General features: G+C 30.2%; 37 protein-coding genes. 30 read left to right on the forward strand and 7 right to left on the reverse strand.

Annotated elements, in window-relative coordinates; translation table 11 throughout:
* Nucleotides 1–18: 18 nt before the first annotated feature.
* The 5 genes from bdr (bhYOR_RS07795) to bhYOR_RS07815 all read right to left on the reverse strand — a co-directional run bounded on the left by bdr (bhYOR_RS07795) (nucleotide 19) and on the right by bhYOR_RS07815 (nucleotide 3,740).
* Nucleotides 19–699 carry a Bdr family repetitive protein gene (bdr, locus tag bhYOR_RS07795; protein ID WP_247088661.1) on the reverse strand — a complete coding sequence of 227 codons (681 nt, stop codon included), beginning with the start codon at nucleotides 697–699 and terminating at the stop codon, nucleotides 19–21.
* 9 nt (nucleotides 700–708) lie between these two features.
* The gene (locus tag bhYOR_RS07800; RefSeq protein WP_025434391.1) at nucleotides 709–1,239 is read right to left on the reverse strand and encodes a chromosome replication/partitioning protein; all 531 of its coding nucleotides are present in this window, start codon (nucleotides 1,237–1,239) and stop codon (nucleotides 709–711) included.
* A gap of 72 nt (nucleotides 1,240–1,311) precedes the next feature.
* The gene (locus bhYOR_RS07805) at nucleotides 1,312–2,085 is read right to left on the reverse strand and encodes a ParA family protein (RefSeq protein WP_025400436.1); all 774 of its coding nucleotides are present in this window, start codon (nucleotides 2,083–2,085) and stop codon (nucleotides 1,312–1,314) included.
* Entirely contained in the window at nucleotides 2,061–2,621 is a 561-nt protein-coding gene (locus tag bhYOR_RS07810; RefSeq protein ID WP_025434392.1) for a DUF226 domain-containing protein, read from the reverse strand. The genes bhYOR_RS07805 and bhYOR_RS07810 overlap by 25 nt, the downstream gene beginning before the upstream one ends.
* A 9-nt stretch (nucleotides 2,622–2,630) precedes the next feature.
* A complete protein-coding gene (locus tag bhYOR_RS07815) occupies nucleotides 2,631–3,740 on the reverse strand; it encodes a plasmid maintenance protein (protein ID WP_247088663.1) in 1,110 nt (369 codons plus the stop codon).
* Between the two features lie 194 nt (nucleotides 3,741–3,934).
* On the opposite strand from bhYOR_RS07815, the gene bhYOR_RS07820 reads away from it, so the two are divergent.
* The 7 genes from bhYOR_RS07820 to bhYOR_RS07850 all read left to right on the forward strand — a co-directional run bounded on the left by bhYOR_RS07820 (nucleotide 3,935) and on the right by bhYOR_RS07850 (nucleotide 7,555).
* Nucleotides 3,935–4,078: a hypothetical protein gene (locus bhYOR_RS07820; protein WP_247088665.1), complete on the forward strand. Its 144-nt coding sequence runs from the start codon at nucleotides 3,935–3,937 to the stop codon at nucleotides 4,076–4,078.
* Nucleotides 4,079–4,185: 107 nt separating this feature from the next.
* A complete protein-coding gene (locus bhYOR_RS07825) occupies nucleotides 4,186–5,289 on the forward strand; it encodes a DUF244 domain-containing protein (protein ID WP_407933145.1) in 1,104 nt (367 codons plus the stop codon).
* Between the two features lie 26 nt (nucleotides 5,290–5,315).
* Nucleotides 5,316–5,510 (forward strand): hypothetical protein, encoded by a 195-nt coding sequence (locus bhYOR_RS07830; protein ID WP_025434177.1) that lies wholly within the window; start codon nucleotides 5,316–5,318, stop codon nucleotides 5,508–5,510.
* Entirely contained in the window at nucleotides 5,503–5,898 is a 396-nt protein-coding gene (locus bhYOR_RS07835) for a single-stranded DNA-binding protein (RefSeq protein ID WP_247088669.1), read from the forward strand. The genes bhYOR_RS07830 and bhYOR_RS07835 overlap by 8 nt, the downstream gene beginning before the upstream one ends.
* A 48-nt stretch (nucleotides 5,899–5,946) precedes the next feature.
* Nucleotides 5,947–6,300 (forward strand): hypothetical protein, encoded by a 354-nt coding sequence (locus tag bhYOR_RS07840; RefSeq protein WP_025434178.1) that lies wholly within the window; start codon nucleotides 5,947–5,949, stop codon nucleotides 6,298–6,300.
* A gap of 23 nt (nucleotides 6,301–6,323) precedes the next feature.
* A complete protein-coding gene (locus bhYOR_RS07845) occupies nucleotides 6,324–6,740 on the forward strand; it encodes a DUF261 domain-containing protein (RefSeq protein ID WP_025434179.1) in 417 nt (138 codons plus the stop codon).
* Nucleotides 6,737–7,555: a DNA adenine methylase gene (locus tag bhYOR_RS07850; RefSeq protein ID WP_247088671.1), complete on the forward strand. Its 819-nt coding sequence runs from the start codon at nucleotides 6,737–6,739 to the stop codon at nucleotides 7,553–7,555. Before bhYOR_RS07845 ends, bhYOR_RS07850 begins: the two co-directional genes overlap by 4 nt.
* Nucleotides 7,556–7,839: 284 nt before the next feature.
* Here bhYOR_RS07850 and bhYOR_RS07855 read toward each other — a convergent pair whose 3' ends face one another.
* Both bhYOR_RS07855 and bhYOR_RS07860 read right to left on the reverse strand, forming a co-directional pair.
* Nucleotides 7,840–8,607 (reverse strand): tyrosine-type recombinase/integrase, encoded by a 768-nt coding sequence (locus bhYOR_RS07855; RefSeq protein WP_247088399.1) that lies wholly within the window; start codon nucleotides 8,605–8,607, stop codon nucleotides 7,840–7,842.
* A 506-nt stretch (nucleotides 8,608–9,113) separates the two neighbouring features.
* Nucleotides 9,114–9,536 (reverse strand): Mlp family lipoprotein, encoded by a 423-nt coding sequence (locus bhYOR_RS07860; protein ID WP_247088673.1) that lies wholly within the window; start codon nucleotides 9,534–9,536, stop codon nucleotides 9,114–9,116.
* A 163-nt stretch (nucleotides 9,537–9,699) separates the two neighbouring features.
* On the opposite strand from bhYOR_RS07860, the gene bhYOR_RS07865 reads away from it, so the two are divergent.
* From bhYOR_RS07865 to bhYOR_RS07975, 23 genes are all read left to right on the forward strand, one after another.
* The gene (locus bhYOR_RS07865; protein WP_247088683.1) at nucleotides 9,700–10,260 is read left to right on the forward strand and encodes a DUF603 domain-containing protein; all 561 of its coding nucleotides are present in this window, start codon (nucleotides 9,700–9,702) and stop codon (nucleotides 10,258–10,260) included.
* 16 nt (nucleotides 10,261–10,276) lie between these two features.
* The gene (locus bhYOR_RS07870) at nucleotides 10,277–11,629 is read left to right on the forward strand and encodes a PBSX family phage terminase large subunit (protein ID WP_247088685.1); all 1,353 of its coding nucleotides are present in this window, start codon (nucleotides 10,277–10,279) and stop codon (nucleotides 11,627–11,629) included.
* A gap of 40 nt (nucleotides 11,630–11,669) precedes the next feature.
* The gene (gene bdr / locus bhYOR_RS07875; protein WP_247088687.1) at nucleotides 11,670–12,203 is read left to right on the forward strand and encodes a Bdr family repetitive protein; all 534 of its coding nucleotides are present in this window, start codon (nucleotides 11,670–11,672) and stop codon (nucleotides 12,201–12,203) included.
* Nucleotides 12,204–12,355: 152 nt separating this feature from the next.
* Nucleotides 12,356–13,564 (forward strand): anti-CBASS protein Acb1 family protein, encoded by a 1,209-nt coding sequence (locus tag bhYOR_RS07880; RefSeq protein WP_247088689.1) that lies wholly within the window; start codon nucleotides 12,356–12,358, stop codon nucleotides 13,562–13,564.
* An 11-nt stretch (nucleotides 13,565–13,575) separates the two neighbouring features.
* On the forward strand, nucleotides 13,576–14,250 hold the full coding sequence (locus bhYOR_RS07885) for a DUF1357 family protein (RefSeq protein ID WP_025400152.1): 675 nt from the start codon (nucleotides 13,576–13,578) through the stop codon (nucleotides 14,248–14,250).
* Between the two features lie 14 nt (nucleotides 14,251–14,264).
* On the forward strand, nucleotides 14,265–14,822 hold the full coding sequence (locus tag bhYOR_RS07890) for a DUF228 domain-containing protein (RefSeq protein WP_025400151.1): 558 nt from the start codon (nucleotides 14,265–14,267) through the stop codon (nucleotides 14,820–14,822).
* A gap of 2 nt (nucleotides 14,823–14,824) precedes the next feature.
* The gene (locus bhYOR_RS07895) at nucleotides 14,825–15,598 is read left to right on the forward strand and encodes a DUF228 domain-containing protein (protein WP_025434167.1); all 774 of its coding nucleotides are present in this window, start codon (nucleotides 14,825–14,827) and stop codon (nucleotides 15,596–15,598) included.
* A 15-nt stretch (nucleotides 15,599–15,613) separates the two neighbouring features.
* Entirely contained in the window at nucleotides 15,614–16,189 is a 576-nt protein-coding gene (locus tag bhYOR_RS07900) for a DUF228 domain-containing protein (RefSeq protein ID WP_025400150.1), read from the forward strand.
* Between the two features lie 20 nt (nucleotides 16,190–16,209).
* Entirely contained in the window at nucleotides 16,210–17,187 is a 978-nt protein-coding gene (locus bhYOR_RS07905; RefSeq protein ID WP_041178756.1) for a hypothetical protein, read from the forward strand.
* Between the two features lie 13 nt (nucleotides 17,188–17,200).
* Nucleotides 17,201–17,614, forward strand: a complete 414-nt coding sequence (locus tag bhYOR_RS07910) for a DUF3890 domain-containing protein (protein ID WP_025434165.1) — start codon at nucleotides 17,201–17,203, stop codon at nucleotides 17,612–17,614.
* Entirely contained in the window at nucleotides 17,614–17,988 is a 375-nt protein-coding gene (locus bhYOR_RS07915; protein ID WP_025434322.1) for a DUF1506 family protein, read from the forward strand. The genes bhYOR_RS07910 and bhYOR_RS07915 overlap by 1 nt, the downstream gene beginning before the upstream one ends.
* Nucleotides 17,979–18,368 (forward strand): hypothetical protein, encoded by a 390-nt coding sequence (locus bhYOR_RS07920; protein ID WP_247088691.1) that lies wholly within the window; start codon nucleotides 17,979–17,981, stop codon nucleotides 18,366–18,368. Before bhYOR_RS07915 ends, bhYOR_RS07920 begins: the two co-directional genes overlap by 10 nt.
* Entirely contained in the window at nucleotides 18,365–18,958 is a 594-nt protein-coding gene (locus bhYOR_RS07925; protein WP_247088694.1) for a DUF764 family protein, read from the forward strand. The genes bhYOR_RS07920 and bhYOR_RS07925 overlap by 4 nt, the downstream gene beginning before the upstream one ends.
* A complete protein-coding gene (locus bhYOR_RS07930; RefSeq protein WP_247088695.1) occupies nucleotides 18,918–20,045 on the forward strand; it encodes a DUF787 family protein in 1,128 nt (375 codons plus the stop codon). Before bhYOR_RS07925 ends, bhYOR_RS07930 begins: the two co-directional genes overlap by 41 nt.
* Nucleotides 20,046–20,047: 2 nt before the next feature.
* Nucleotides 20,048–20,467, forward strand: coding sequence for a DUF1463 family protein (locus bhYOR_RS07935; protein WP_025400200.1), 420 nt, complete (start codon nucleotides 20,048–20,050; stop codon nucleotides 20,465–20,467).
* A gap of 24 nt (nucleotides 20,468–20,491) precedes the next feature.
* Nucleotides 20,492–20,950, forward strand: coding sequence for a DUF1473 family protein (locus tag bhYOR_RS07940; protein WP_025400199.1), 459 nt, complete (start codon nucleotides 20,492–20,494; stop codon nucleotides 20,948–20,950).
* Nucleotides 20,937–21,167, forward strand: a complete 231-nt coding sequence (locus tag bhYOR_RS07945; RefSeq protein WP_025400198.1) for a DUF1322 family protein — start codon at nucleotides 20,937–20,939, stop codon at nucleotides 21,165–21,167. Before bhYOR_RS07940 ends, bhYOR_RS07945 begins: the two co-directional genes overlap by 14 nt.
* The gene (locus bhYOR_RS07950; protein ID WP_025434163.1) at nucleotides 21,164–22,510 is read left to right on the forward strand and encodes a DUF759 family protein; all 1,347 of its coding nucleotides are present in this window, start codon (nucleotides 21,164–21,166) and stop codon (nucleotides 22,508–22,510) included. The genes bhYOR_RS07945 and bhYOR_RS07950 overlap by 4 nt, the downstream gene beginning before the upstream one ends.
* Nucleotides 22,511–22,523: 13 nt before the next feature.
* Nucleotides 22,524–23,159 (forward strand): DUF792 family protein, encoded by a 636-nt coding sequence (locus bhYOR_RS07955; protein WP_025434162.1) that lies wholly within the window; start codon nucleotides 22,524–22,526, stop codon nucleotides 23,157–23,159.
* Between the two features lie 4 nt (nucleotides 23,160–23,163).
* Nucleotides 23,164–24,150, forward strand: a complete 987-nt coding sequence (locus bhYOR_RS07960; protein WP_247088697.1) for a DUF693 family protein — start codon at nucleotides 23,164–23,166, stop codon at nucleotides 24,148–24,150.
* Nucleotides 24,151–24,693, forward strand: coding sequence for a DUF777 family protein (locus bhYOR_RS07965; protein WP_025434160.1), 543 nt, complete (start codon nucleotides 24,151–24,153; stop codon nucleotides 24,691–24,693).
* Between the two features lie 70 nt (nucleotides 24,694–24,763).
* Entirely contained in the window at nucleotides 24,764–25,096 is a 333-nt protein-coding gene (locus bhYOR_RS07970) for a hypothetical protein (RefSeq protein WP_025434159.1), read from the forward strand.
* Nucleotides 25,093–25,971, forward strand: coding sequence for a DUF276 domain-containing protein (locus bhYOR_RS07975; RefSeq protein WP_247088699.1), 879 nt, complete (start codon nucleotides 25,093–25,095; stop codon nucleotides 25,969–25,971). The genes bhYOR_RS07970 and bhYOR_RS07975 overlap by 4 nt, the downstream gene beginning before the upstream one ends.
* Nucleotides 25,972–25,978 lie beyond the last annotated feature (7 nt).

A 25,978-nucleotide genomic window follows, 5' to 3' on the forward strand; every position in this document is an offset into this window, starting at 1 on the left:
CCTGTATTTTCAGTATCATTACCCCCTCCCAAAATAGTTTGTTATTATGTATACAAGAATAGAAGTAATGATGGGCATTCCTATCAATGAAATAAGGTTTAACATCCTATTCCCTATCTTAAGCTTTTCTAATAAAACTTTATTTGACATATCAAGCTTTTCTAATAGTACTGCATTGTTACTTTTCATTTCTTCTCTTAAGACTGCATTATCTTTTTTCATTTCTTCTCTTAAGATTGAATTGTTACTTTTCATTTCTTCTCTTAAGACTGCATTATCTTTTTTCATTTCTTCTCTTAAGATTGAATTGTTACTTTTCATTTCTCCTCTTAAGACTGCATTATCTTTTTTCATTTCTTCTCTTAAGACTGCATTATTTCTTTCTATTTCTTTAAGTAAACTGCGCTCTAAATTAGATATGTCTTTCTGTAAATTCTTCTCTACATTATCTATCTTAGTATCCAAATTTTCTAGTTTATTGTTAAATTCCATCCTAATGAATTCAATATCTTTTTCTAAGTTCTGTTCTACATTAATCATTTGTTGTTCTAATGAATTCATCTTTTCCCTTAAGACTTCAAAATTAGAATTATCATTATGAAGTAAAATGAAATCTACTGCTTCTTCAGTAAACCCCTTATTTAAAAACTCCATCCTTAAATCTTCTGTTCTATATGTTTTATATGCTAAATTGTTCATAAACACTCCTTATGAATCGCCTTTTAAACTTTTAAATTCTTTCATAAGCTTTTCAAGCAAATCTTTTTGATTTTCAAAAAGATTATCCATCAAAAAGCTAGTAAATTTGGCATTTTTCTTATAAAAATCATAACTTTCTTGACTTTTAAGTTGAAACCTCAACGGTTTTATTGGATTTACTCTTGATTTATTTAGTGTATTACTGTCACTATTTCTCAAGACATACAACGTTTGCCTAAACCCATTTTCTATTAAAAAACTTTCTTCGATTATTCCTTCTTCTATAGCACCAGCGACTTTCAAGTAATCATAGGCCTGAGATTTAGCTAATTTATAATCTTTTGTAAAATCTTCAAAGTTTTTATACCCATCTAACTTATAATACTCGTTATCTTTAATTTCTTTTAAAACTTTCATCGTTTCTATTCTAGAACAAATTTCAGATTTAAAGTTAATAATTAATTTTGATTTCAATGACTTATATTTAACTAATGCATCACTTTCATTGGATAAATTTCTTTTATTTAATTGTATATTCATACCTAAACCTCCTTAAATTAAATTTTTTTTCCGGCACCGGAAATTTGTTCTCTCCCTTATTTAAAATTCCCATCATATTTTCCATCCATAAGATAACGTAACTTCCATTTTGTCTAAAAAACATCTAAGTACGCTTTGATATTCATGTATATAATCCTTATTTAAATCAAAAACATTGTTTTCTGCTATCCTTTTATTCAAATCCTCTCTCTCAGATATAGTTCCTAAAAAATCATCTCTTGATTGTAAAATATCAAGTAAATGTCTATGAGTATTATTTTTTTTGAATCTTGTTACTAGTATAAAGGTAGGTATATTAGCTCCTATTTTTTTCGAATAAAATTCTAATAAGTCTAAACTTTCAACTGCCCATTTTTCAGCTGTTATTGGAACCAGTATATAATGACTACTCACTAAGGCATTTATTAAAGTAAAGTCTAAACTTGGCGGCGTGTCAATTAAGATATAATCATAACTATCCTGTAAAGATTCCAATCTCTTTTTCAATCGTAATTCTTTAAATGAAATGGCTTCCTGATTAAACTTGTGCAAACTTAAATAACTAGGTATCAGATCTAAATTGTGATCAACACTTATAATTGAATTGTTTATTTCTAAAGAATCTTCTCTCAGCACTTCATATATATTAATATTTGCCAAGCTCACGCCTTTTGCTTTAATCTTATCAAAGAAATAACTTGTTATTGATGCTTGTGTATCGATATCTATTAAAAGCACTTTATACTCTTTTGCCAAAAGAATTGCAAATATTAATCCAGTACTGCTTTTCCCAACACCACCCTTAAGACTTGCAATACTAATTATTTTAGGTTTTTTTCTATCCATTTATTTATGCGCCCTCCGTCTGGTAACTTTTTACCATAAAACTCATATACTTGTTTTTCTAAGTTTGCAAGCTTTTCAATTAAAGATTTGCAATACTTTGTATCTATCTTATCTTCTCTAAGCAAGTAAGAAATTCCTCTTAAATAACAAAACACACTGCCTTTTTTAAATCTAAATTCTATGTAGTAAACCTTTGAAAAGGTAGATGCTTTCATAACCCCGTTCTCCTCATATCTTCTAACCACATTCTTTATTGGTTTTCTACAACCATAAAAAATACCTAAGCATTTATCATCATCTCTTAGAGCAAATAAACTGAACCATTCTACTTTTTCCCTATTAAATAATCCCCTGAATGCAATAAAAAATTTACTATTTTGTCTTTCACTGATTCCAAATGCGTAGAAATCCATCATAATTTTTGTGTGGTATAATGTCCTGTCATTATGACTTTCTATCTTAACAAAGATGGGTTTATCTCTTTTCTCTTTAATCTCTGATTCTTTCTTTTTGAGACGTTCTAATACACTCTCCATAACCAATCCTTAACTCGTAATTTTTTTGGGTTCTCCTAATTTTAAATAATTCCCGCCATTTTCAACTAATTCTAAAAGCTCATAGTAATAATGATTATTAAATACCTTGTTATATTCTAATTTGTCCTGTTTGTTTAAATAATCTTTCAGTATTGGTACTAAAACTGATGTGTCTACTTTATGTCTTAATTGTTCAAGAAATATGCTAAATACGTTATTCCTAATTTCTTTCTCATCTTCTTTTATGGTTACTTTAACACGTTCAACTGTCTTTTTAAGCTTCCCTATTATCTTTTCTAAGTCATTGTACTTATTGTTTTCTATGATAAAGTGTGGTTTATCTTTATATTGCTCATATACCTTTTGTATTTGGATTTCTAACTGTTTACTGTTATAGCCTTCATTTTTTAAGATGACTTTTGTTTCATCCAGTATTCTACTTAATTCCTTTTGCTTACTTGCAAGCTTGTTTTCTTTTAGCTCAATGTTGCTTTTTTTCTTGTGTTTAGTTTTTTCAATGAAGTTTTCTGTTCTTTTAAGTACCTTAAGCACTTTAATTGTAACATCTTTTTCTAGTTTTAAATTCAAAATAGAGAAGAAAGCATTTGATCTAAAATTACATTTTTTAGCATACTTTTTTACTTGCAGTTTTTCTATTTCTTTTATGTCTTTCTTTTCTTCTTTTTTATTATTATATATATTATATATACACTCCCATTTTTCTACACTCCCATTTTTAGTGCAAACCTTTTTAATATTTGCTTTAACGCGAGTTTGAAATTTCCCTCCTTTTTTCTCTCTGAAGAGTTTATTGATTATACTGTAACATTCTTTTTTGGAGTATTTAAGTTCGTAATAAATTTCAGTTCCCATGTTAACACCCAAATGTCTGTAATAATTAATCGTTACTTTGAATTCTTTTTCTAATTTGTATAAATAGTTTTGAAGTGTTTTAAGCTTAGCAAGCTTTTGACCATTTCTTTTCATATTGTTATTAAAGTAATAAAGTATGTTGCTTTGAGTGTATTTTTTAAGCTTTAAGTTCATGTAGTTTAGTGTAGATATTAAAACGATTAATTTATGTTGGTATTTGTTTGTAGGCTTTTTTGTTCTTCCCATTTCAAACTCCTTTAATGTATTACTGTTACTCATCATAACGCAATACCCATTGAAAAGTAAACTGTTCTTTTAATAAAAACATTTTATAAAATGTTTTTATTAAAAGAACAAAAAAATAATATAGCAAAAGTTTTGACAAAAACAATTTTTTGCTATATTATTTTTGTTATAAAACAAATAATAAGGAGTTTGATATGATAAAAAAAACAAAAACAAATGAGAAAATAGTAGAGGTAGGGATGGAGCAGCCAAGTTTGTATGATCAAAAAATGTTTGAAGGATTTGATTCATTTGCACATCAAAGTCAAGACCAGATAATAAGGGACAAAAAAGTGTAAGTAAAATCAGCAGAATAGGACGCAAGCTATCAAGAATTGGCAAAAATGAATGTTTCAAGTTTAATAGCAAAGTTGATTTTAGTATTCAAAGGAATTCATTAAAGCGTATAGGAGCAAGTGAAGTTGGGAGTATGTTTATTGGAGCTGAGAGTGTTTCAAAATTAATGCTTGATAGGGTCTTGAAATTATTAGGAAAAGAGATTTCATTAGAAGAGAACTTAAGCATGAGGAAAGGAAAGCTACTTGAGAATTTAGGGTTTGATGAATTTGTACGTATGCATTCTGATGAGATTGCTGTTTTACATAAGAATAAATATGCAAATGGGATAGATAAATATAATTACTTCAAGAAGTTTAAGGGACGGGACAATTTGGTTGGTTCAACAATTGATGGTTGGTTTGAAAACCAAGAAGGGGAAGCAGAGCTTTTAGAAATTAAATGCAGTGATAATATTTATTTAAAGAGTGCTGTAATTGAATACAATAAGAATGGTAATTTTTTAGAAAACAAATACTTTTTCAAGTATTACGTTCAAGTGCAAATACAACTTTTATGTACAGGTTTAAGTAAGGGGAATCTGTTTTTTCTAATAGGTAATGAAGCTATTAATTGTGTAATTGAGAGGGATGATAAGTTTATTAATGAAGTAATGTTTGATGTTTCAACAATGGAAGCGGAAGTAAGTAGTATTTCTGAAGCTTTAAGAGCAAAGTATGATATTGAGAATATAGATTTAGATAGTTTAAGTGAACTAATTCAAGAAGGGATTGAGAGTAGTGAGGTATACAAATATTTTTCAGAATCAGAGTATAAAGATAACTTTCTAGAATTTGTAAGATGTACTGACCTGGAGATTGATGAAGAGAAGGATAATCTGTTGAAAGGATATCTTAGTGAAATTAGTACTTTGCAAACAGAGATAGAAGAAGCAGAAGAGATAGCTAAGAGTAGACATACACAAGAGCTATATAAGGCAACAAAACCCATGAAAGATAAACTTAAATCCCGAATAGATGAAATATTTGCAGAATTTTCATTAATGGAACATGTAAATTATAATTTTGAAGGTATTCTATTCTCTTTAGATACAACCAAGCGAGCTATTAAAGATAGATTTAAGTCTTTAAGTGGCAATATCAGTTTTCTTGCTAGTAGTTTAGATTCAGTGCAGCAATGGTCTGATATTGAAACTTCCATTGTAAGTGCTTAAGGTTGGAGGTTATGAGGATTAGCTTTATGGTAGTACTTTTACTAATTACTTATCAGGTTGTGAAGTTTTTATGTAAATTTAGCAAAAGAACTTTAGAAAAAATAATTTATGATTATTACTCAAGACAAGAATTTTTAGAGGATATGAGAAGACTTGATCATGATTTAAGACTCATGGAAATGATGAGTAGATTAAGGGATAAGGAGAGCTCTCATGTCTGATATTAATTCAGTAGTATTATCAGGACGTCTGACTAGAGACAGTGAAATTACTTACGTTAACAACAGCATTCCTATTTTGAAGTTTGGTTTAGCTAATAATAGGAGAATAAAAAGGAATAATGAATGGATAGATTATGCTCAATTTTTTGATTGTGTACTTTTTGGAAGTAGAGCAGAAAAACTAATAGCATTTCTTTTAAAGGGGAAACAAGTTGTAGTTAATGGGTCTTTAAGGTATGAGAGTTGGGATGACAAGCGAACTGGTGATAAGAGAAGCAAGAGCAGCATTTTAGTGGATGAGATTCAAATACTAAGCCCATTGCCTGCTTTAAGAGCACCTAATAAGGTTGATTCTGATGAAGGGTTTCATGAGGATATCCCTTTTTAGGAATGATATATTGCAATCAAAATAATTGTAAGCTAAGGAGTTTTGAGTATGATCTATGCAAAAATTGAACTTGTAGAGAAGATGATGGACCAAAGAGATGAATTTGAAGAAGTTTTATTTAGTAAGGTAGTTGAGAAGGGAGCGGTAGTGCTTGTAAAACCTTACGATGAGGAATTTACTTGTTCATTGGCGAGGCATTATCTTGATATTTTTTTAAGGTTTTGCCTAAGGATTCCACATATTAAAGCTATATGTGGAATAACTAAGATTAAGGAAAAAAGTCTTTCTGTAAATAAGCATTTCAGGTCTTCTATGTTTGTGGACCTTATGTTAATTTTTTTTGAAGATTTATCGCTGTTTGAAGTTGAATTTCAAAGTATTAAATTTGATAGTAGAGGTTAAAGATTAAAGGTTAGAGGTTAAAGATGAAAATAACGCAAAATAATCCAAAGTTAATTTTAGAAATACGTCAGTGGGGATGTTACTTTTTATGTCTGCATTATTACATAGAACGATTTAAAAAATTGCAGTTTAGTATTAATGATATTAACAATAATTATCATAAATTTGTTGGTTTAGGATACATTAAAAGTAATTGTTATATTCTAAATCCATGCAGTATACTCCAAAGTTTTGGGATTAAGACAAGTGTGCGTTGGATAAGTCATTCTTACAGATGCACAAATAATGAATTTGAAATAAGTGAAGTTAAAATCAAAGGTGTATCAGGCTATCATTTTATAGCAACTAACGATACCAGTGTTCTTTATGATTCACTTACGCTTAAGGAAAGAGGAGTTGAATATCAAATTACATCAAGGAGAGTGTTTAGGAAACATTGAAACTGCTAGCTAGAGAGGGAAGTAAGTATCGTTATAGTAAGGTTATTATAAGTCTTTTTCCTAAGCATACTTCATATATTGAAGGATTTTTTGGAACAGGAGCAATCTTTTTTGCAAAACCATTAGCTTGTTACAATATACTCAATGATAATTCTCAGTTTATTTATAAGTTTTTTTATTATTTGCGACGAAATCCTGATTCACTTTATAAGAAGGTAAGAGACGCAATTATTTATGACAGAATTATAAATGAAAATCAAGACAAAATAGAATATATGGTTTTAAGAAGTTTGTATTCTATTTATGCTTCCTGTAATTCAACTATGAGGTTAGATAGAAGTAATTCTAAGAGATTATTTTTGGGTATGCTTAAGACTTATAAGTCTAGAGTAAAAGAGATGCTTGATTATGCAATATTTACTTCGCGTGATATCTTTGATTTTCTGGGTGCTTTGCCGAAAAGAGATAAGATCGCTTCAACATTTGTATATCTTGATCCACCATATTCAATTTCACGTGGAAGTCTTGCTGATAATCGGGGGTGGGGTTTAGATTCTCTTGAGAGGCTCATTGTAGAGATGAAGAGATATAATTGGCAATTTGCAATAAGTGAATTTGATGATTTAAGGGTTTTAGAACTTTTCTTGAAATATAATCTTAATGTTAATTATATAGCTCGTTCAACTGGAATAGCTAATACTTTTGGGCATACTAAACATGAAATACTTGCAACTTCATATAGAACCAGTAAATCAAGTATGACTTGTAAAAATACTAGTCATATTCAGCTTGAAATGTTTAAAGAGAAAGCGTGAATTTGTATTCTTAATTTGTGTATAAAAAAAGACTCTAAAAGATTGAGAGAAGTAGAGTCTTTTTTTATTTTAAAAATGAAATATTGGTTTAAACTTTCAGGGTTTATATGTATTATACACTAAATAATTGCCAAAAACTAGAGCTTAGCAAATAATTTATTGTTAAAAAAAATACCTAAGGATTGGTTCTTAGATATTTATATTTGTACATATTTATATGCGGTAAAATGAATTTTGATAATAACTTTAGTAGAAGTATATAATAAATTAGCAAAAATTGTAAGTTATTTCAAGCTAGTTTTGATATCTTTGTAAGCATTAATTTTACTTGCATGGGAGAGTCCATAAACATTATCAATCTCAGTAGTAGATGAGTATTTCATAAGTTCTTTAATTTCAAATGAGTTGTATCCTTTAGATTTTAGTGAGGCAATAAATATATTTCTACATATATGTAAAGATTTACGGTGTTTAAATCCTGCGCTCTCTAGCAATGATTTAAATTGTTTTGAAATCTTAATTATGCTAATTCTATTGTCACGGAATTTGTGTTTACTCTTTTGAAAAAGATAAGTACGCCTTTTGTCTTTTCCTTTGCTTGCAAAATGTTCTTGATGTATTTGCATAATAGCATAAAATTCAGACTCACTAATAACTACTTCTCTTATGCAGATACTACTTCTCTTCTTTGCTACATTAACACGAAGAGAATAGAATACTTCACCATCACAGCTTGTTTCTTTTGATACATCAGATAGTCTTACATTTTGTATCTCAACACCTCTGCAACCAGTAATACTTAAGATATATACAAACCATCCTGAGATTGGGTTGATTTGTATAAGCTTTTTTATACATTTTTTTACTAGTTTGGTTGTTTTGTCATTTAGATAGAATCTTACAGGAGTGTTTTTTGATTGTTTTGAAGCTTTATTTTTACTCTTAAGTGTACTTTTAAGTTGTGACAATTCTTCATTGAGGCATTCATTTTGCTTTATTAGTTCATTAATAAAGTTAAGATTACTGTTAGTTAAGAGTTCCTTTTCATGCATTTTATTGTTAACTAAAGATTTTAAAAATATTTAAAATTAGTTACAAAAATGTTAGCAAATACTTGTATTGTAAGTCAATTCTAACGTCGCTTCATTGTATATAAAATACCCCCTCTAAGGTACTTTATGTAAATAGAAAGGGTACTTTTTGATATGTTAGGTTAATATTTCTAGTATACTTTATCCTATCTTTAACAAATACTTGAAAATATCCTCTACATATACTCTATTTGTCTTTTTAGTGGATCTTCATTTTACAATGGTACGTATTGCTCTTTAAAATTTAACCTCTTTCTTTTTGTTAACCAATTGTTTACTTTTTATCTTCCTTTACCATTTTTGTAACCAGTTTAATTTATTCTTTTTCACGCTTTTTTGTCTAGAATTTTTGTTGCCTTTATCTTACTGCTTTGTTTTCTTTATCTTTGTTTGTGGCTTTACTCTTTTAAATCTTCCTTTCTTAAATACTATTTCTTAACTTTCATCTGTGATTATAAGAGGTGCTTTTAACCACCTGCATTACAAGCGCTTGATGCTTGTTCCTTAAACTTATCTAAGTTTTTACCACCATTAAGAGCGCCCTTTACTACTTGTTTAAAAGTTTCTTTTTGCTGGCTAGCATCATTACCTGTACATTTTGCAAGTTCACTTTGTATGTGATCAAGGGCTTCCTTTATTTTAGATTCATCATGACTTAAAATTTTGTTGAAAATAGAATCATCACCTAAAGCATCTTTTAAGAAGTTTAAACCTTGTTTTTGACTATCATTTAGCTTTTCTTTTAACATTTCTTCAGGTGTTTTTTGTACTTCTGCTTGTTCTTCGTTTAATGCTCTTTTACCTCTACTTTTGGGTGTAATATTTCCATTCTCATATTCACAACTACTAATTAGTAGCAATAAAACCAAAATAAAATTAATCGTTTTCATAACAAACCTCCTTATCTTTATGATTTTAAAAATATATCTCTATTTTTTCTTAAGGTATATGTACTTATAAGTCTTAATTGTTTTTGTAAAGTTGATTGTTTTGTTATAGAGTTTATATTGGTTTTTGTTAAGTTTTATTAATTTAGACTAGGGTTAAAGAGATATGAGAAGAGTAAAGAAGTCATTTGATGATTATGTTGTGTATTTTAAAGAAGGCAGGCTTAATGACGCATCAATAGCAAAAGAGCTGGGAGTAAGTCGTGTTAATGTAGGAAAGATGAGACGCAAGTGGGAAGAGGTTAAGGATGACCCTGAATACGTTAAAGAAACTGCTAAGCTTACTATTCATGAGGATACTCTAACTAATATTTTGCTTCATGCTTCACAAAGTACGGCCCAAGCGCGTGATCTTAAAAGTCAGTTCAGTATGGCCAGAAGCATGTTGGGAATTGAATTTATAAATTCATTTAGTCGTTATTTAGAGTTGGAACTTAAAGCCCATAATCACGAGATAGAAATATTAGAATCTAAGATTATAAGTTTTGATAATAAAATTAGGGATAATAATCTTTCGCATTCAGATGAAGAGAGTAAGAGACTTGAAGAATTAAAACTTAAACTGGATGAACTTAAAAGGGAAAGAGAACTTAAGAAGATGTCACTTTATTATAAGACAATGCTTAAGCTTAAAGCTACTGATGTTGATGTGAGATCTAAATTTTAAATTTAAAGGTTAGGAAATGGATATATATAAACTACCTCTTTTTAAGGAAATGCAAAAAGAATACAAGCGTGAATTTGGTATTGATATAGCAGATTTAATTAAACTGAAAGCAACTGTTATTGATTTTAGAGGGTTTGAGAAGACATATCTAACTAAGAAACAATGTGAGGTTTTAAAATTAATTGAGAATAATAATCAAAGTAAAATTATCCTGTCAGGTGGTATTGCCAGTGGTAAAACATTCTTGGCTTGCTATTTATATCTAAAGATGCTCATTAAGAATAGACATTTTTATAAACAGGATACCAATAATTTTATATTAGGTAATTCACAAAAATCATTAGAGATTAATGTTTTAGGGCAGTTTGAAAAGATTGCTAGCATGCTAAGAGTACCCTTTACGCCAAAGTTTTCTAATACATCATATTTTGAAATAGACTCCTTAAGAGTCAATCTATATGGTGGAGATAAGGCAAGTGATTTTGAAAGGTTTAGAGGAAGTAATTCCGCTCTTATTTACGTTAATGAAGCAACTACACTGCATAAAGAAACATTAATAGAATGTTTAAAGAGACTTAGAGTAGGTATGGAAACTATTATATTTGATACAAATCCAGACAGTCCAGAACATTTTTTTAAAACTGATTACATTGATAACAAGAAAACTTATGCTACATATAACTTTACAACATATGATAATGAACTAATATCAAAAGAATTTATTAAAACCCAAGAAGAGATTTATAAAGACATGCCAACATATAAAGCAAGGGTACTTTTGGGAGAATGGGTTGCCTCATACGATTCGATATTTACCAATATTAATCTTACAAGTAATCATGAATTTAAGGCACCAATAGCATATTTAGATCCTGCATACAGTATTGGAGGTGATAATACTGCGCTTTGTGTTTTAGAAAGAGTAGATCAAAAGTATTATGCATTTATATTTCAAGAAAAGTTACCAGTCAGTGACCCTAGGGTATTAAATACAATTAAAACTATTTTAACAAACCTTAATGTACATACACTATATGTTGAAGATAGGGATGATACTTCTGGGCATGGGAATGTGACTAAAACTTTTCTTAAACTTAGAGCAGGTATGAATCATGAGTTTAGAATTGCGCCAATTAAACCTATAAGTAATAAATTTACTAGAATTGCTACGTTAATAGGACCATTTGCAAGTTCTAACTTAAGTATTATGTACTATTCAAGCAAGTCAGCAATTGCTGATATTTATAAGTACAAAGGAGATGGAAAGAGTGCTGATGATTCATTAGATAGCCTCTCAGCAGCATATTTATTCTTAACTTCAGGTACGCGTTCTCTTAAAGCACATTTTACTAAAAGAAGGTTCCTATAACACTTAAAATATTATATAATAATTAAATAAGGAGATTTTTATGGGACTTGCACAACCAGTAATTACACAACAAATGGTTATAGCAGAACTTACCAAAGCTGGGATAAATAGAGAGATTGCTATTGATCTGTCTTACAGATATTATCGTAATGAGCTTACTCATAAAGATATTGAGTATTTAGAGAATAATTTTAATGTTAAATTTGATAAGTTAGAAGATAGGATAAGTGGTATTGAGAAGCGATTAGAAGATAAGATTAATGCTGCAGAGAATAACTTTCATCTTAAGCTTGAGAAGGTAGAGTCAAGTTTGCAAGCTGAGATTAAAGCAGTCAAAACTGAGCTTGATAACAAGATTGACACTAAATTCAATGAACTTGATAATAAAATCAATAATGTTGAGAATAATCTAAATGTAAAGATTGATACTAAATTTACTGAACTTGATAACAAGATTGATACTAATACAATAGAACTTAAAAGTACATTAAGATTACATAATTGGATGTTTGGAACCCTTATTACCCTTAATATAGGAATATTTTTAGCATTAATATCACTATTAGTAAAGTAAATTTATTTAACTAGCCCCTTATTTAATTGACTTTCTGTCAATTATTTTTTCCGGCATTTTTTTTACAAAAATTATTTAATTTTTTTGTTAGAAATAATTAGCAAAAATTAAATATTGCATTATACTTGCTATCGTTAAAGGTTAAATAAGCCATGAGCTTAAATTTTAAGATTAATTCAAGAGATTTATATAAATATTCAATATTTTTTAGAAACTACATTTCAAATGTAGCAGAAGATTGCCTTAAGAATGGAATCACTTTAAATAGTGTAACTACTGCTTTGAATGTTAATGATGCTTTAGAAACGTTAAAAATAGAGCTAAAAGCAACATTATTGCAGTGTCTTATTAGTTATCGTTTTAATGGTGTTGGATACATTTTAGTTAAAACAGCAGATCAGCTACAAGATTTATACTTGGAAGTAAATAAAGAATTGCCTATTGGGTTTATGTATCTTGATTATAGTAATGTTCGTGATGAGGGGCCTGATGCTACTTATATAACATATACTTTAAAAGTAAATACAAATGGGAAGATATCTTATAAGGAAATACAGATTCATAAGAGCAGGGTAATCATACACTCCAATTATGATTATGTGCTTAAAGCATACAGCCCATGTTATACGCAAAGCTTTTTGCTTAATATATATCTTTTTGAACAAATATATAAAGAAATAGAAAAGCGGATAGAGAGTCATAACTTTTTATTTTACAGGGATGAATCATTAGTATCATTACAAGATGCCTTAAGTAATGCTACAACCTCATTGGAACTTTTAACTAAGGGTGTTAATGATAGGATGAGCATATTTCCTAATATCTTTAAAAGAAATGATTTAGATAGGAATCATATAAGTGCGTTTAAGAGTGTAAATAGAGATTTAGAAAGAGAGCTTTCCAGACTTAAATCTAACTTAAATAATGAAGGAATATTTTACAGTGGCACACCAGATGCCTCACTGGAGGTTATTAAGTATGACTTAACCTATTTAAAGGAAGCATTAGCATTAGTAAAAGCAAAGATAGGTGCTGACACAAAAGAACCACTAACAAGGAGCTTTAATGAACAAGTTAAGGGACTGGGAAGTGATGGTAAGGGGGACAGATCGAATTACTATGACTTTCTAAAAGGTGTTCAAGAAGAGCTAGAAATTAATTGTAATAGTAAACTGGGTAAGCATTACTACTTAGACATGAGATTTAATTCATTGCATATTTTGAGTGAAGAAGAAAAATATGAGAGAGATTCTAGACTTATAGAATTAACCCTTAAATATAAGGAATTAGAATCAAGCAATACGTTAAGTCAAAGAGAACTTGACGCTTTAAGATCAAAATTATTTTTTTATGAAGGCTAAAAGGAGATTTTATGAACAAAAAAACACAAGAAAATGTAGATAGCGCGCAAAAGGATAACTTGATGCAAAGTACAGAGGATAATAAAGAGGATAAAAATAGTATTACTTTAAGTTTAAAGGAATATGAAGAATATAAAGCATATAAAGCAACAAGAGAATCTGATAGTCAGAATTTAAGTATTAATGAGAGGATATCAAAGGAGCTTGCCGATACGCAAGCACGCTTGGAAGAAGAAAATAAATTATTAAGTGAGGCTTCTCGTATTAATGAGATTGATACTTTAGCACGCAAACATTTAAGTTCGCATTTTAATAAAGAAACACTACTTGCTAAAGGCTACTTATTAAAAGATATAATGCAAGCACAACGTAGGGAACTTGTTAGGAAGTACGTACCAGCTGAAGACATTCAAGCTATTGCTAAGGTAAGAGATACTAGTCATTTAGATGGAGAAGTGCTTGAACAACTTGTAAACCTTGCTAAAGTAAATATAAAGAAAAGAATCCAAGCTACAAGTATCAGTTCCAAAGGTGAGATTAAACTTAACTTAACAAATGAGGATATATCAATCTTAGATCCTAACTTTAGTCCCCAAAACTTTAATGAGTTTAATATTTCTATTGCTAATGCTTATAAAGAGAGAAGAAATGAGTTTTATAAGCTTGGAAAACAAAAAACCGCTTAAGGAGATAAGTATATATGTCACAGGCCATAACACAACTAAAAACTGAATATGATAAGAAAGTAAAAGAAATACAAGACCTAATGAAGAACCCGAATAGAGATGCTGGTCTTTTTCATGTAGATATAGGTTTTCAGGATAAAGGAGTACACTTTGCAAATCAAGGTGGGACTATAACTAGCAGTGTTGACAGATTAGAAAATTATCCTGTTAAAGGATATCCATACAAGAGAGGAATTAAGTTATCTTTTGAGGATGGTTATGAACCTTGTGTTGAAGCTTGTGGTGGTGCTGACCTTTATGGAATATGTACTGATATAGATGAATTTACTGGTACTGCCACAGTAATGCCAATAACAAACAATTTTACTGGATATTTGGTAGTAAAAAAAAGTAGTCAATCTTCCATTACACCTGGCGTAAAAGTGAAATTTGATACGAATGGAGAGATTGAAAATGACAGTGGTTCAGGTTCTCGTATTATTAATGGTATTGCCTTATCAAAGGCATTTAAAATCAATGAAAATCTATACATAGCGCTTGTAAGTATATTTGGAAATAGAGGGGTCAGCTAAAAGTGAGTAGCAATGGTCAGCAAGCAAGCTTAACACCAAATGTGCCAAATGAATCACTTGATCCTGACATTTATTCTTCAATGGATGATACTGAAATTGTCCAGTTTTTAAAACAACAAGTAGAACAAGAAGCTTCCATACAAGAGAACTCTACACAGGGGAGGAGAAGAGGTAAGAGACATGCAGCGGCACTAGAGACTGCTGAGGGTAAGACCCTTAAAGAGGGTATCTTAAAATTAAAGAAATACTCTAAAAGTTTTAATGATGAGCCTGCTGTTTTTAAAGCCAAGACTGGATTTAGAGATAAAAATTTAACATTTGATGCTATATGTCAATCTTTATCAAGTAGCACAGATAAATTAGAAGAATACCCAGCTTTTGGATTTCCATACAAACGTGCTGTTAAATTAAAAATTGAAACAGGTAAACCTGATGAAGTTCAAGTAGAAGTTTCTGATGGCAAAAATATGTATGGAATATGCATTGATATTAATGAATATACTAATATCGCAACAGTAATACCAATAACAAATAATTTTGAAGGATATGTATTTGCGCAAAATTCTTCTGGTATTCAGGTTGGTGATAAATTAGATTTCAATTCAAATGGAGAAGCCTTTAAGACATCTAGTTCTTCATCAGTTTCAATTAATGCAATTGCACTTAGTAACATATTTACTTTGCAGCTTACTGATGATGAATCTAAAAAAGGACAAGAAGATTATAAATTGTATTTAGTAAAGATAGCTCTTTATGGTAATAAGGCAGTTTCTTAAAATAGGAGGATTAAAGTGTCAAATGTAACTCAGTTAGTAAAACAATATGAAGATAAAGCTAAAGAGCTTAAAAAGCTGATGAAGAATCCTACCAGGGATGCTGGTACTTTTAGTAATACAGCTGATTTTAGGAATAAAAATTTACATTTTAGTAATTCTGGTGGAACTGTAACTAGTAGGCACGACAAATTTAAGAATTATTTTTTTAAAGGTTATCCATATAAAAGAGGAGTAAAGCTTGTTGTAGATACAACATCAGATAATAGTAAACCACACTATGAACCACATGTTGAAGCTGGGGGTGAGGATGACCTTTATGGTATCTGCACAGATATTGATGAGTTTACACAAACTGCTACAGTAATACCTATTACAAATAGCTTTCAAGGGTATCTTGTTGCAAAAGACAATTCTATTAAGAGAAAAGATAAGCTTAAATTTAACTCAGATGGTCAGGTTGAAAAGAATAGTTCAAGTAATAACAAAATTAGTGTAGTAGCCCTATCAGATTCAATTGAACTTGATAGTACCGAAAAGAAACTTTACGTAGTACATGTAGCTGTTTATGGCAATAAAGGTAAACCAAGTTAATAAATTAAAGGAGTTTGAAGATGTCAGAATTATATGATCAAAATTATTATGCTAAGGAAATATCAAATATATTTTCTGAAATAAAGTTACCAGTATTTTACAACTGGTTTTCAAATGAACAAATCGAAGATGTTGATTTAAAGACCGGGTACTTAAGAACAATAAAATGGGATGCGTTTCTTAATGCCAACCCTACAACATTAGTAAATGAAGTTAATACTATTGCAACAATAGGATTTAGGTCAGAAGCAGTCAAGCTTAACTACCTTAAATTACAATATAAGTTTAGACATTTAAAGCAAACTTCTGAACAGTTTTATAAAAATAATGATTATGCAGGCGATGTAAATAATAATTTATTGCCTTTCAAGGAAGCATATAAGCTTGCAATTAATGAGATTATTAAACTTATAAATCACTTCATATTAACGGGTACTGTTTCAATCCAAAAAGATGGAAAGAATCAAAAACGTATGCTTCCTAATATGTATGGCCTACTTAATATGCCAGATCAAGTCAAAGAAGAAGTAAGCAGTAGTGATAAAGATAAGATGGATAAGATCTTTGAAAAGATTGAATCAGGACTTGCAAAGTTAGAACTTGGTGATGAATTTTCTACTCCTATGATGGTATTAGTTGACCAAGCAACCAGTTTGAAACTTGTAAAACCATATGCAATACCAAATGCGTCCTCATCATCTAATATTTATTCTTCAACTGACTCTTGGGAAGACTTTTTGGTTAAGACTATTAAAGCTGTTAATAATAGACAAGAAGTTTACGTAGAGACAAGTAACTTACTCTCAAATCAGATACTAATTTATCCATTAAATGCAGAACTAATTAAATTTAAACCAAGTAAATATATGTTACCAATGCCAAATGAACAAGTTGATAAGGATTCAACTGATATTGCTCATTCATACATTGATTTTGTACTTGGTGGACTTTTGGCAACACAGAAGACTATTTTAAGAGTTGATATTAAGCAAAGTTAAGGAATTGTGACTTATGGATAGTGATGTAGAATCATCAGAAGGTTTTGGAGAGCTTTACTTACGAATTAAAGCTCTCTTAGATTTATCTGAAGAGGATTTAAGTTTTGCAAAGTTTGAAGAACAAGCAAAGCTACTTGAGATGATACTTAATACACGTGGTGTTAACCTTAGCACATTAAATATTAGTCAAGCATCTCTACTGCTTTATTATCACATAGGTTGCCATCTAAAGCGTTCTGGTGTGATTCGTGAGTTTGGTCTTGAACAAATCAAAAAAGAAAAATTTGGTGAGCTTGAGATTGATTATTATCCATCCTCAGGTACCGAATTGAATTGTGGGAGTAAAGATTATTGTTCCTCTTTTGAAGAGCTTATCACACAAATTAAGTCAGGAGCGCGTAAGACTTACTGCATAGGTGTTGTGTAATGAGCACAAGAGACAGGCTTGCTAGTATGGCAGAACGCATGATTGGCAGGTTTCGTGAAGAATCATACTTCCTGTTTTACAAAGGAACATATTCGCATGATGATGAGTTTGAAAGCCCTGAGATTAATTTCGATAAAAATAATTACACTCAATTTGTTGGAATTATTATCGATATCTCTCCACAAGAACTTGTAAAAATTAATGACTCTAATATTTATGATTTGAAAAACTTATCAAAGCTTTATACAAATGCTGAGATTAATTTTGAAATTAAAGACAGAGTATCACTTGAAGGTTCATTTTTTGAAATTATAAATATTGACTCTAGCGTTGGTTATAAGACTTTAATTTTACGGGGTTTAGAATGGAGATAAAAGGTTTTAGAGAAATAGAATTAGAGATTGGTTGGTTTGGGGGGCGTGCTTTGGTAGCATTTATACATGAAATGGGTACTAGGAATTTACCCATACGTAAGCACTTGACCGAAGTAGCTAATTCTTTTCAGTTTAGAGAGTACGTTAATACCAATTACATGAATAATGAATTTAATAAAGGCATTCAAAATGGTATGAATGCTTTGGGAAATGCATTCATAGAATATTATAAAAATTACGTATTAGCATCTAAAGTAAAACCTGCACTCTCTCCTAAGACAATTGCTTTAAAAAAGAGAAGGGGTAGCAAAACACCTGAGGTACCACTCAGTTGCAGCGGACTTATGCTTAAGACCATTGAATATAGGATAAATGAATGATACTGGATATTACTACTATAAAGCAATCTCTGATATCAGTTTTAAAAGACTTCACTAAATTTGCAAGCATTCATAAACTTGATGTTGATATTATAAATACGCATAACCATCCATACATGTCTGAACATACAGTAAAAAAGCCCAATATCCTTGCAATAAAATTTGAAAATCTTGAAGGTCTTTTTAATCACAACTTAAGAACCGGTTCATTTTACAAAAATGTAAATGAATTTGGTATCTGTTTCCAAATCTATTTCATGGCATTTGCAAACGTTAATAAGAATGCATATAAGAGACTTATGTCACTTTATACGTTATTTAGTGATTTTTTACATGACTTAGGTACCCAAAGGTTTACATTCAAACCTGAAGAAGGTATAAGCACTCATGAAATAGAGCTAAAGTTTTACATTTATGCCACAACCAATATGCAAAATTCTGGTCTTATTGATATTGAAAGCAATTATAGTAAGTTAGCATACTCTGCAAGTTGTGGTTTTAAAGCTAATGTACAAGTAAAAGAAAACCAAATTAAGGAGGAAGAACAGAATGCCACAAGATACAATCAGTGTGAATTTGGCACATTCTGAATTAGATATAAACTATGTAAGTTACTATACACCCTTACTAGTGTATAAATGTGCAAAGATTAAACTTAACACTACAACACCTAAGGTAAAGATATTAAACTTAAATATAAATAGCTTTGAAAAACAAATCGAGGCACTTGAAAAGGAAGGAAGTAATGGTGAGGATGAATTTAATAAGGAGAGAGAATACCTAAAAAAAGCAATGCAAGCATTCTTCTCAGCAGGTGATGCCGGACTTAGATCAGTCAAGCTACTTATATATAAAGAGGGAACCGAAGCAAAGGCAATTAAAACCCAACTTAGAGACAATAGATATACTTTTGTTGCCCTTATTAATACTTATTCAAGTAACAGTGATGGTGGTGATGGGCTTACAATATATAAGGATGATTATACTCATTTTAAAGACCCTGCTCACTTCTTTGTATTTGCAACAAAAGAATCTGAAATAAAAGAGTTGTTTAAAAATGGTACGAATTCTAAATCTAAAATTATTGTTATCCACTCTAAAGGAGAGGAATACTTACACTTAAGATTTATATCTAAATACTTACATGAAGCGAGTATGTTTCATGCTGTAAACCCTTATGGACTTAAGTTTAGCGGTATGAGTCCTATTACTGATGATTCTATAACCTGTAAACTTAGGAATGCTAATATTAACTTTTACTCATTGCTTAATGAGACTGGTCTTGATGGTGTTATGGCTTTTAAGGAAGGAGTAACTCTTGAAGGAACTCCCATTGACGAATTATTTACCTATCATTATATCAAATCTGAACTTACATCCGAGCTTATTAGAGTATGGAATGTTAATGGTAGACAGAATAGTAAACTATCAGAACTACAACTCTCAGGAAAAAGAGATAATGCTTACAGTGCTGCTGTTGAATGTATGCTTAAACGTTTCATTGATAGGAATATTATTGTTGCTTACTCCAAGCTTAAGATTCACATATCACCAACACCCGAGCTAAAGCTTTTCTTATCAATAGAGATTACTTATAACCACTCTATGAACGCTGTCCTTTTAAACATCACAGCACAAGATATAAATAGTTATATAAATAGCTTGAAGGAGAATTGAGAATGGAACAATACTATGATTTAAGGAACATATTTTTTTCAATTGGTGGGAATGAAATTCAAGGCGGTAAGTTAGAACTTACAAGTGAACCTACAACAAGAGCAGTAGCTAGCAGTGAAGATAGGGGTTTCCCCGTAGTTAGCTTCAGGGATCCTAGAACCATTACTTTCATATTCAATATTGAAGTTACAATTGGATCTTATGAGTACAAATTGCTAACAAAGCTTTCAAAAGACCAATTTTATAATACTCATCAAAGTAAAACTGCAAAGATGTTAGATTTAGTATTCAATGACTTAGAAGACATCAAAATTGTATCTCAATATGCATTTTTTGCAGAAGAACCTTCAAGAAGTTATTCTGCTGAAGCTGAAAAGGTTACATTTGAAATCAGAGCGGTTAACTGCACAGTAAACACCTAATTTTGAACGCTTAAGGAGGATTTTATGATTACGCGTTACAAAATGAATATCTTAACTAAAGATAAGACTTTTACATTTGAAGTAAGAGTACTGCCCGTTTACGAATGGGACTCTATATTAGGATTTTCACAAAATGAAGGCATCAAAAAACTTAATAATCTTGAATACTTAAGAGCAATAACAGACCTTATGATTAAACCTGGCTTTTTAGATGAATTTTACTTTATTTTAAATGAAAATAGAGAGTACATTACTTACTACAAAGATTATCTTAAGTACATACTTTACTCAATTCAGTTTGATGTATTCAAATCAGATCCTGACTTTAAGAAACCAACTTTAGTTTACTTAAGCCATTATCTAAATAATGCTGATGGATTTGTACAATTTGATTACATTAATGATAGTTGGAATTATGAACAGATAATACAAAATATCAAGTCACAACAAACATCAATGGGGATACAGGATGAAAATCCATAATGGAAGTAAAATCTTTAATGAAACCAAACTTGAATATTTTAAGTTACTTGAAGAGATAAAACAAAACAAATATTTCTTTCCTGTTATCATGGGTATTTGCACTTTAAATGAAGTCAAAACATTGAACTACGAAGAACTAAATGAGGTTTACAAAATATCGAATCTGAAACTTGAAAAGCAAATATTTGAAATGACTCTCTCTAAGGGAATGTTATGAATACTCCAAAATTTACAATTAAATTTACAGGAGTGCTAGATCATGCATCAACTCGCAAATCATTAGAAAAAGACATTTCTAAACTAGAACATTTAATTAAACCTAAAAAATCTTCTCTAAAGAGCACTAAAGATATCTTAAAACATAACTTATCTGAGAAGAAACGTGAACTAGCCAAACAAACCAAATATGAGAAATTACGAGAAAGGGTAGAAAAGTTTAGATTTACTGAAACTAAAAAACTTGTTAAGCTAGGATACAAATTTGAAGAAGCTAGAAAAAAAGCATTCAAGCGTTCACTTATGTCAAGTAAAGACCGAAGACAATTAGAATATGAAGAAATGAAAAGTGGCAAGCATAAGGAAACAATACTTCACAAAGCTATTCAAAAAAGTATTCTTAAAGGCGGCAGCATTTTGAAAATTGCTACTGGAACTGCTCTTGGACATATAGTGGGTCATACCTTTCAAAGTGGTATTGGTGATATCTTGAATTTTGCAAAAAAATCTATACTTAATGATGCTAGATTTCAAAAGCTTGACTTAATTACTTCAAGAGTATTTACAACAAATGAAAAGAGCAAACTTGATAGCATGCTTCAAGGCATACCTGGTTTTGGGAACAGCATTGAAAGAGAAGATTTTCTAAACTCTGCTGGGACTCTTAGAAAAGTATTACAACACTTAGGTCAAAACAATGACGATAATCTTAAGCAGGCTGTAGCATTTGCTGCAAAGCTTAAATCTACCGGGGTTGTTGGTGATAAGAATTCTGCTATTACTGCAGTAGCAGAATTCTTGCAAGGCAAAAGCGGTTCTCTTTATAACATTATGAGTTCATTTAATAAATTTACTGATAAATATAATGAACGAGCTGAAATGGAATATGACAGAGTAGCAACTGGTTATACCTTTGATTACAGAACAGACAAATTAAAAGAAATTATTAAGGACTGGAACTCTCTTGAGTTTCCTACTTATGCTAGTGAAGCTGAAAAAATTAAGGATAGTCTGGATAAAGCTCAAGATTCATTTGGAAAACTTTCAGCTAGTGTATTCCAACCCATGTTGGAAAAAATAGAAACCATAGCTAAATGGTTAACAGGTTTTACCGTCAAAACACATATTGTTGAGCCCATAATAGACGGAATTAAAAGTTTTTTCGGTGACATTAACGAATGGCTTATAAAGCTTGGAAATCAAATTCTAAAATTAACATTGCCTAATTGGGCATACAAATGGTTATTTGGTTCAATACCTACAACAGATAAAAGCCATTCACCACTCTTAAGTACTGATACTGAATCAAAATTAGAAACAGACGCAAGTATAAAAACACCTTAAGGAACATTTAAATATGATACCACAATTTACAACAGACTTTATTCATAAATATAAAGACACAGCACCAGTAAAGGCAACACTAGACTTCTTAAAGCTTACTCCATCACAAGTAACAAGTATCCTTAAAGAAACATTCAATGAAATTTCTAGTGTGTTTATGGCATATAACTTCTTAAGTTTATGTCCAAGGATGGACTTTAAGGGACTTGGATACGTTCCACAAGGATTTTTCATCTTACCCAAAACTGAACTAATTAGCACAACTTACACCACAACATGTTCAAAGCGTCCTGTAATTGACTACTACACACGTAAATCTGAATATGTAAGTTACAATCCAACTTTCACTGGTGAAGTTATCACATTAAATAATGCTGTATTAACTAGTGCTTATAAGGAACTGCTTAAATTCTCGGCTAATACGGCTTTTGGAAAGTTAATCTTTCCTCATACCAGTAATCTGGCAAAACAACAACTTATTAATAGAGTTGAAGAGAGTGTACCATTTAGTTTCTACAGTCCAACTTTAGGGTTCAGGGGTATTGTTGCAATTACCTCTCTTACCCTTAAGGACACAGTATACCTTGATGAGGTTGAAATTAGTCTTACCTTAGAAGTTCTTAAAACATTTTCAATATATAAAGGGTAACTTCATGGAATGTAGACTTATCAAATACGACTTCAAAATCGAATTTTATAATCCAAGTAAAACTAGCACTAAGAATATCACATCAGAAGAAAAGCCTAAAATTATAATTAAAACTGAAGATGGAATACACATTGACATATCAATATCTGATATGTACTCAAGTAACAATTATGTGTGTGCAAAGAAAAGCAAGCTAACCCTTTGGAACCTACCTATAGACTTTACTGATAATGTAAATGAAGGAGATATTGTAAAAATATCTTATAAAAAGTTCGCAGACTCTAAAGATTATGATTTTATTATGGCAGGTTATTTGGGTGTTCCTATGAGTACTGATTATGCTAATGGTGATTTTAGTGTTGACCTTGAAATTCATTTGGCAACAAAAAGTAATTATTTCAATCGCAAGCTTAAAATAAATCAATTCCAAGGAATGAGTGTAGAGAATGCAATTAAATCAGCTTTTCCTGGTAAATGCATTATCAATATGAGCTATGCTGATAGAACAAAAATTATAACAGAAAGTTTTTGTGCAAATACTCCTCTTGAGTTTCTTGAAAAGATAACTAAAAAGTATGTTCAAAGTGTTAGAACAGATATTGTACCTAAGGAGCATACACAACTTATTAAAGAATCGGCTCTCGGGAACACTCATGTTGAGTGTAATTATATTTTTACTAACGCCACACTTGCAGAGCAAAATACAAATTATCTACCTCTTGAAGATTTTGGTCTGCAGTTTATTCCTCAACAAGAGATTACTATTGGCAGTACTTTAAGTATAAGATTTATATATTGGAATGCCAAAGTTATGTACACACACAAACTGAAAGTTGGTGACAGGGTAAAATTCATTGACTCGCTTGGAAAAGAAGTTAAAAGCAGTATTATAGAGTCTAATGCTATCTTAAGCAATACTGGTGAATGTTCGCTTATCCTTAAGCTTTATGATGACTCTAATTACTTAGAAATAAATGGAACGGCTAAATAAATGAACTTGAATTATGAAATATACAGAATGAATAGCCAAATGAAAGGCTCCCCGTTAACACAAGAAGAAATAAAACTATGGATTTATAGAAACATTTTTATCTCTAAAATAGGAATAATTAAATCTTTTAACACCTCTACACAAAAAGGTATTGTTTTACTCTCTGGACACACAGACTTAGAGATTAAGACACGCAATATATCAAACATGCATTTTAATCTTAAAGAAAATGACGGGGTAATCTTACTTCAAAGTAGTATTAACCTTTTTAATGAGGATGATAATCATTATTTTGACAAAAACTATTTTTATATTCTAAGGCCAATTAACATGCAAAATGCTACTATCAAAGTTAATGACTTTGCAATTGACATACAAAACCCCATAGACATTAAAGCTAACAATACAAGTTTAAGGTCAGTATTAGAAGAAATTGTTTCTTGTCTATACAATTTACGGGTAATTGGGAATGCTAGTGTTGAACCTAGCTTTTACAGCAATCTTACAAAGATTACAAATAAAATAAATATGTTACTAAAATAGGTTTTTGCTAAAATAGTGCTATACTTACTACCGGTTAAAGGTTAAATTAGAATCATTAAAAGGTTAAAGATTGGATTTACAGATTGACAATCAATTTAATTTGGTTTTTAAAAAAGACTTAGCATTAACTAGTGGAATAAATGAACAAAAGCAACGTTTATTTATATTTTTAAGAACTCCAAAGGGTAGTCTTAAGAATGCTCCTAATTGGGGATTTGATTATAATTTCTTTACAAGGTTTGCTAAGACAAGCTCTTTAACACAAATTAAAACTTACTTTTCAAGCATTATACAAGACCTCAAAATTGATGTTGTCAACATTGAAACAATTACTAAAAATAACACATTAAACATTATATTTGAATTTGCAAACGACACTTTAGATATGGAGATTAGAATATGAGCATTCTTTTTGATCCTGATTTTGGTATTCTAAAACAGAATATCCAACAAATAGTTAATGCCAAACGAGCATACTTACGAGATATGCATGGGATTGTAATTAATAATGACCCATCCTCCATTTACAATATTATTGCAACCTCACTTGCAACAATTGAAGAACAAATCATTGATGAACTTAATTCATTTTTCTCTAAAGTAAGTCCCGGTGGCGAATACTTTAAGGCAATCGAAGAGCACATAAGTGTTAAGAGCACTACCTTTGATGCGGTTCGTTCATCATTGCTTAAACTTAAAGAAATAGAGTACGTCAATATTGATTCTAAAGTCGGAACAGCTGATATTTATCTTATCTTAAATGACTCTTTACTAAATCCTAGTAAAACTGATATCACTGATTCTACATTTAAAGCCAAACTTTGGAAAGTGCTTTATTCAACTATGCCTGTAGGTACACTCTTTAATGGTAGTATCACAATTGATGGCCTTAACACTCATAATCAACTCAAAAGCTATAAAATATCTTTAGGAAAGAAAAAATACGTATACCTTAAAGTAAAATATCAACTTGATCTTAAAAATCACATATATCTTAACATAGACATGCAAATAAGAGATATATACAAACGTATTGTAACTAATAACTATCCTGATATGGGTATCAGCTTTGAATATCAAGATTTTATAGCTCCTGTTAATGAAATTAAGGGAATTAAGAGTATGAAAATATATGCTTGCATTAAAGACACAGATGACACTAAAATTGCAAGCATTACTGATTCAGAATTTAAGGAAAATACTAATATTGAAGTTAAGCCTGAGGAAATACTTATCTTCAATCTTACTGACAGATTAATCATTGACATTACAACTTAAAGGAGCT

It is taken from the genome of Borrelia nietonii YOR, assembly GCF_023035795.1.
GTDB classification, from domain to species: Bacteria; Spirochaetota; Spirochaetia; order Borreliales; family Borreliaceae; genus Borrelia; species Borrelia hermsii.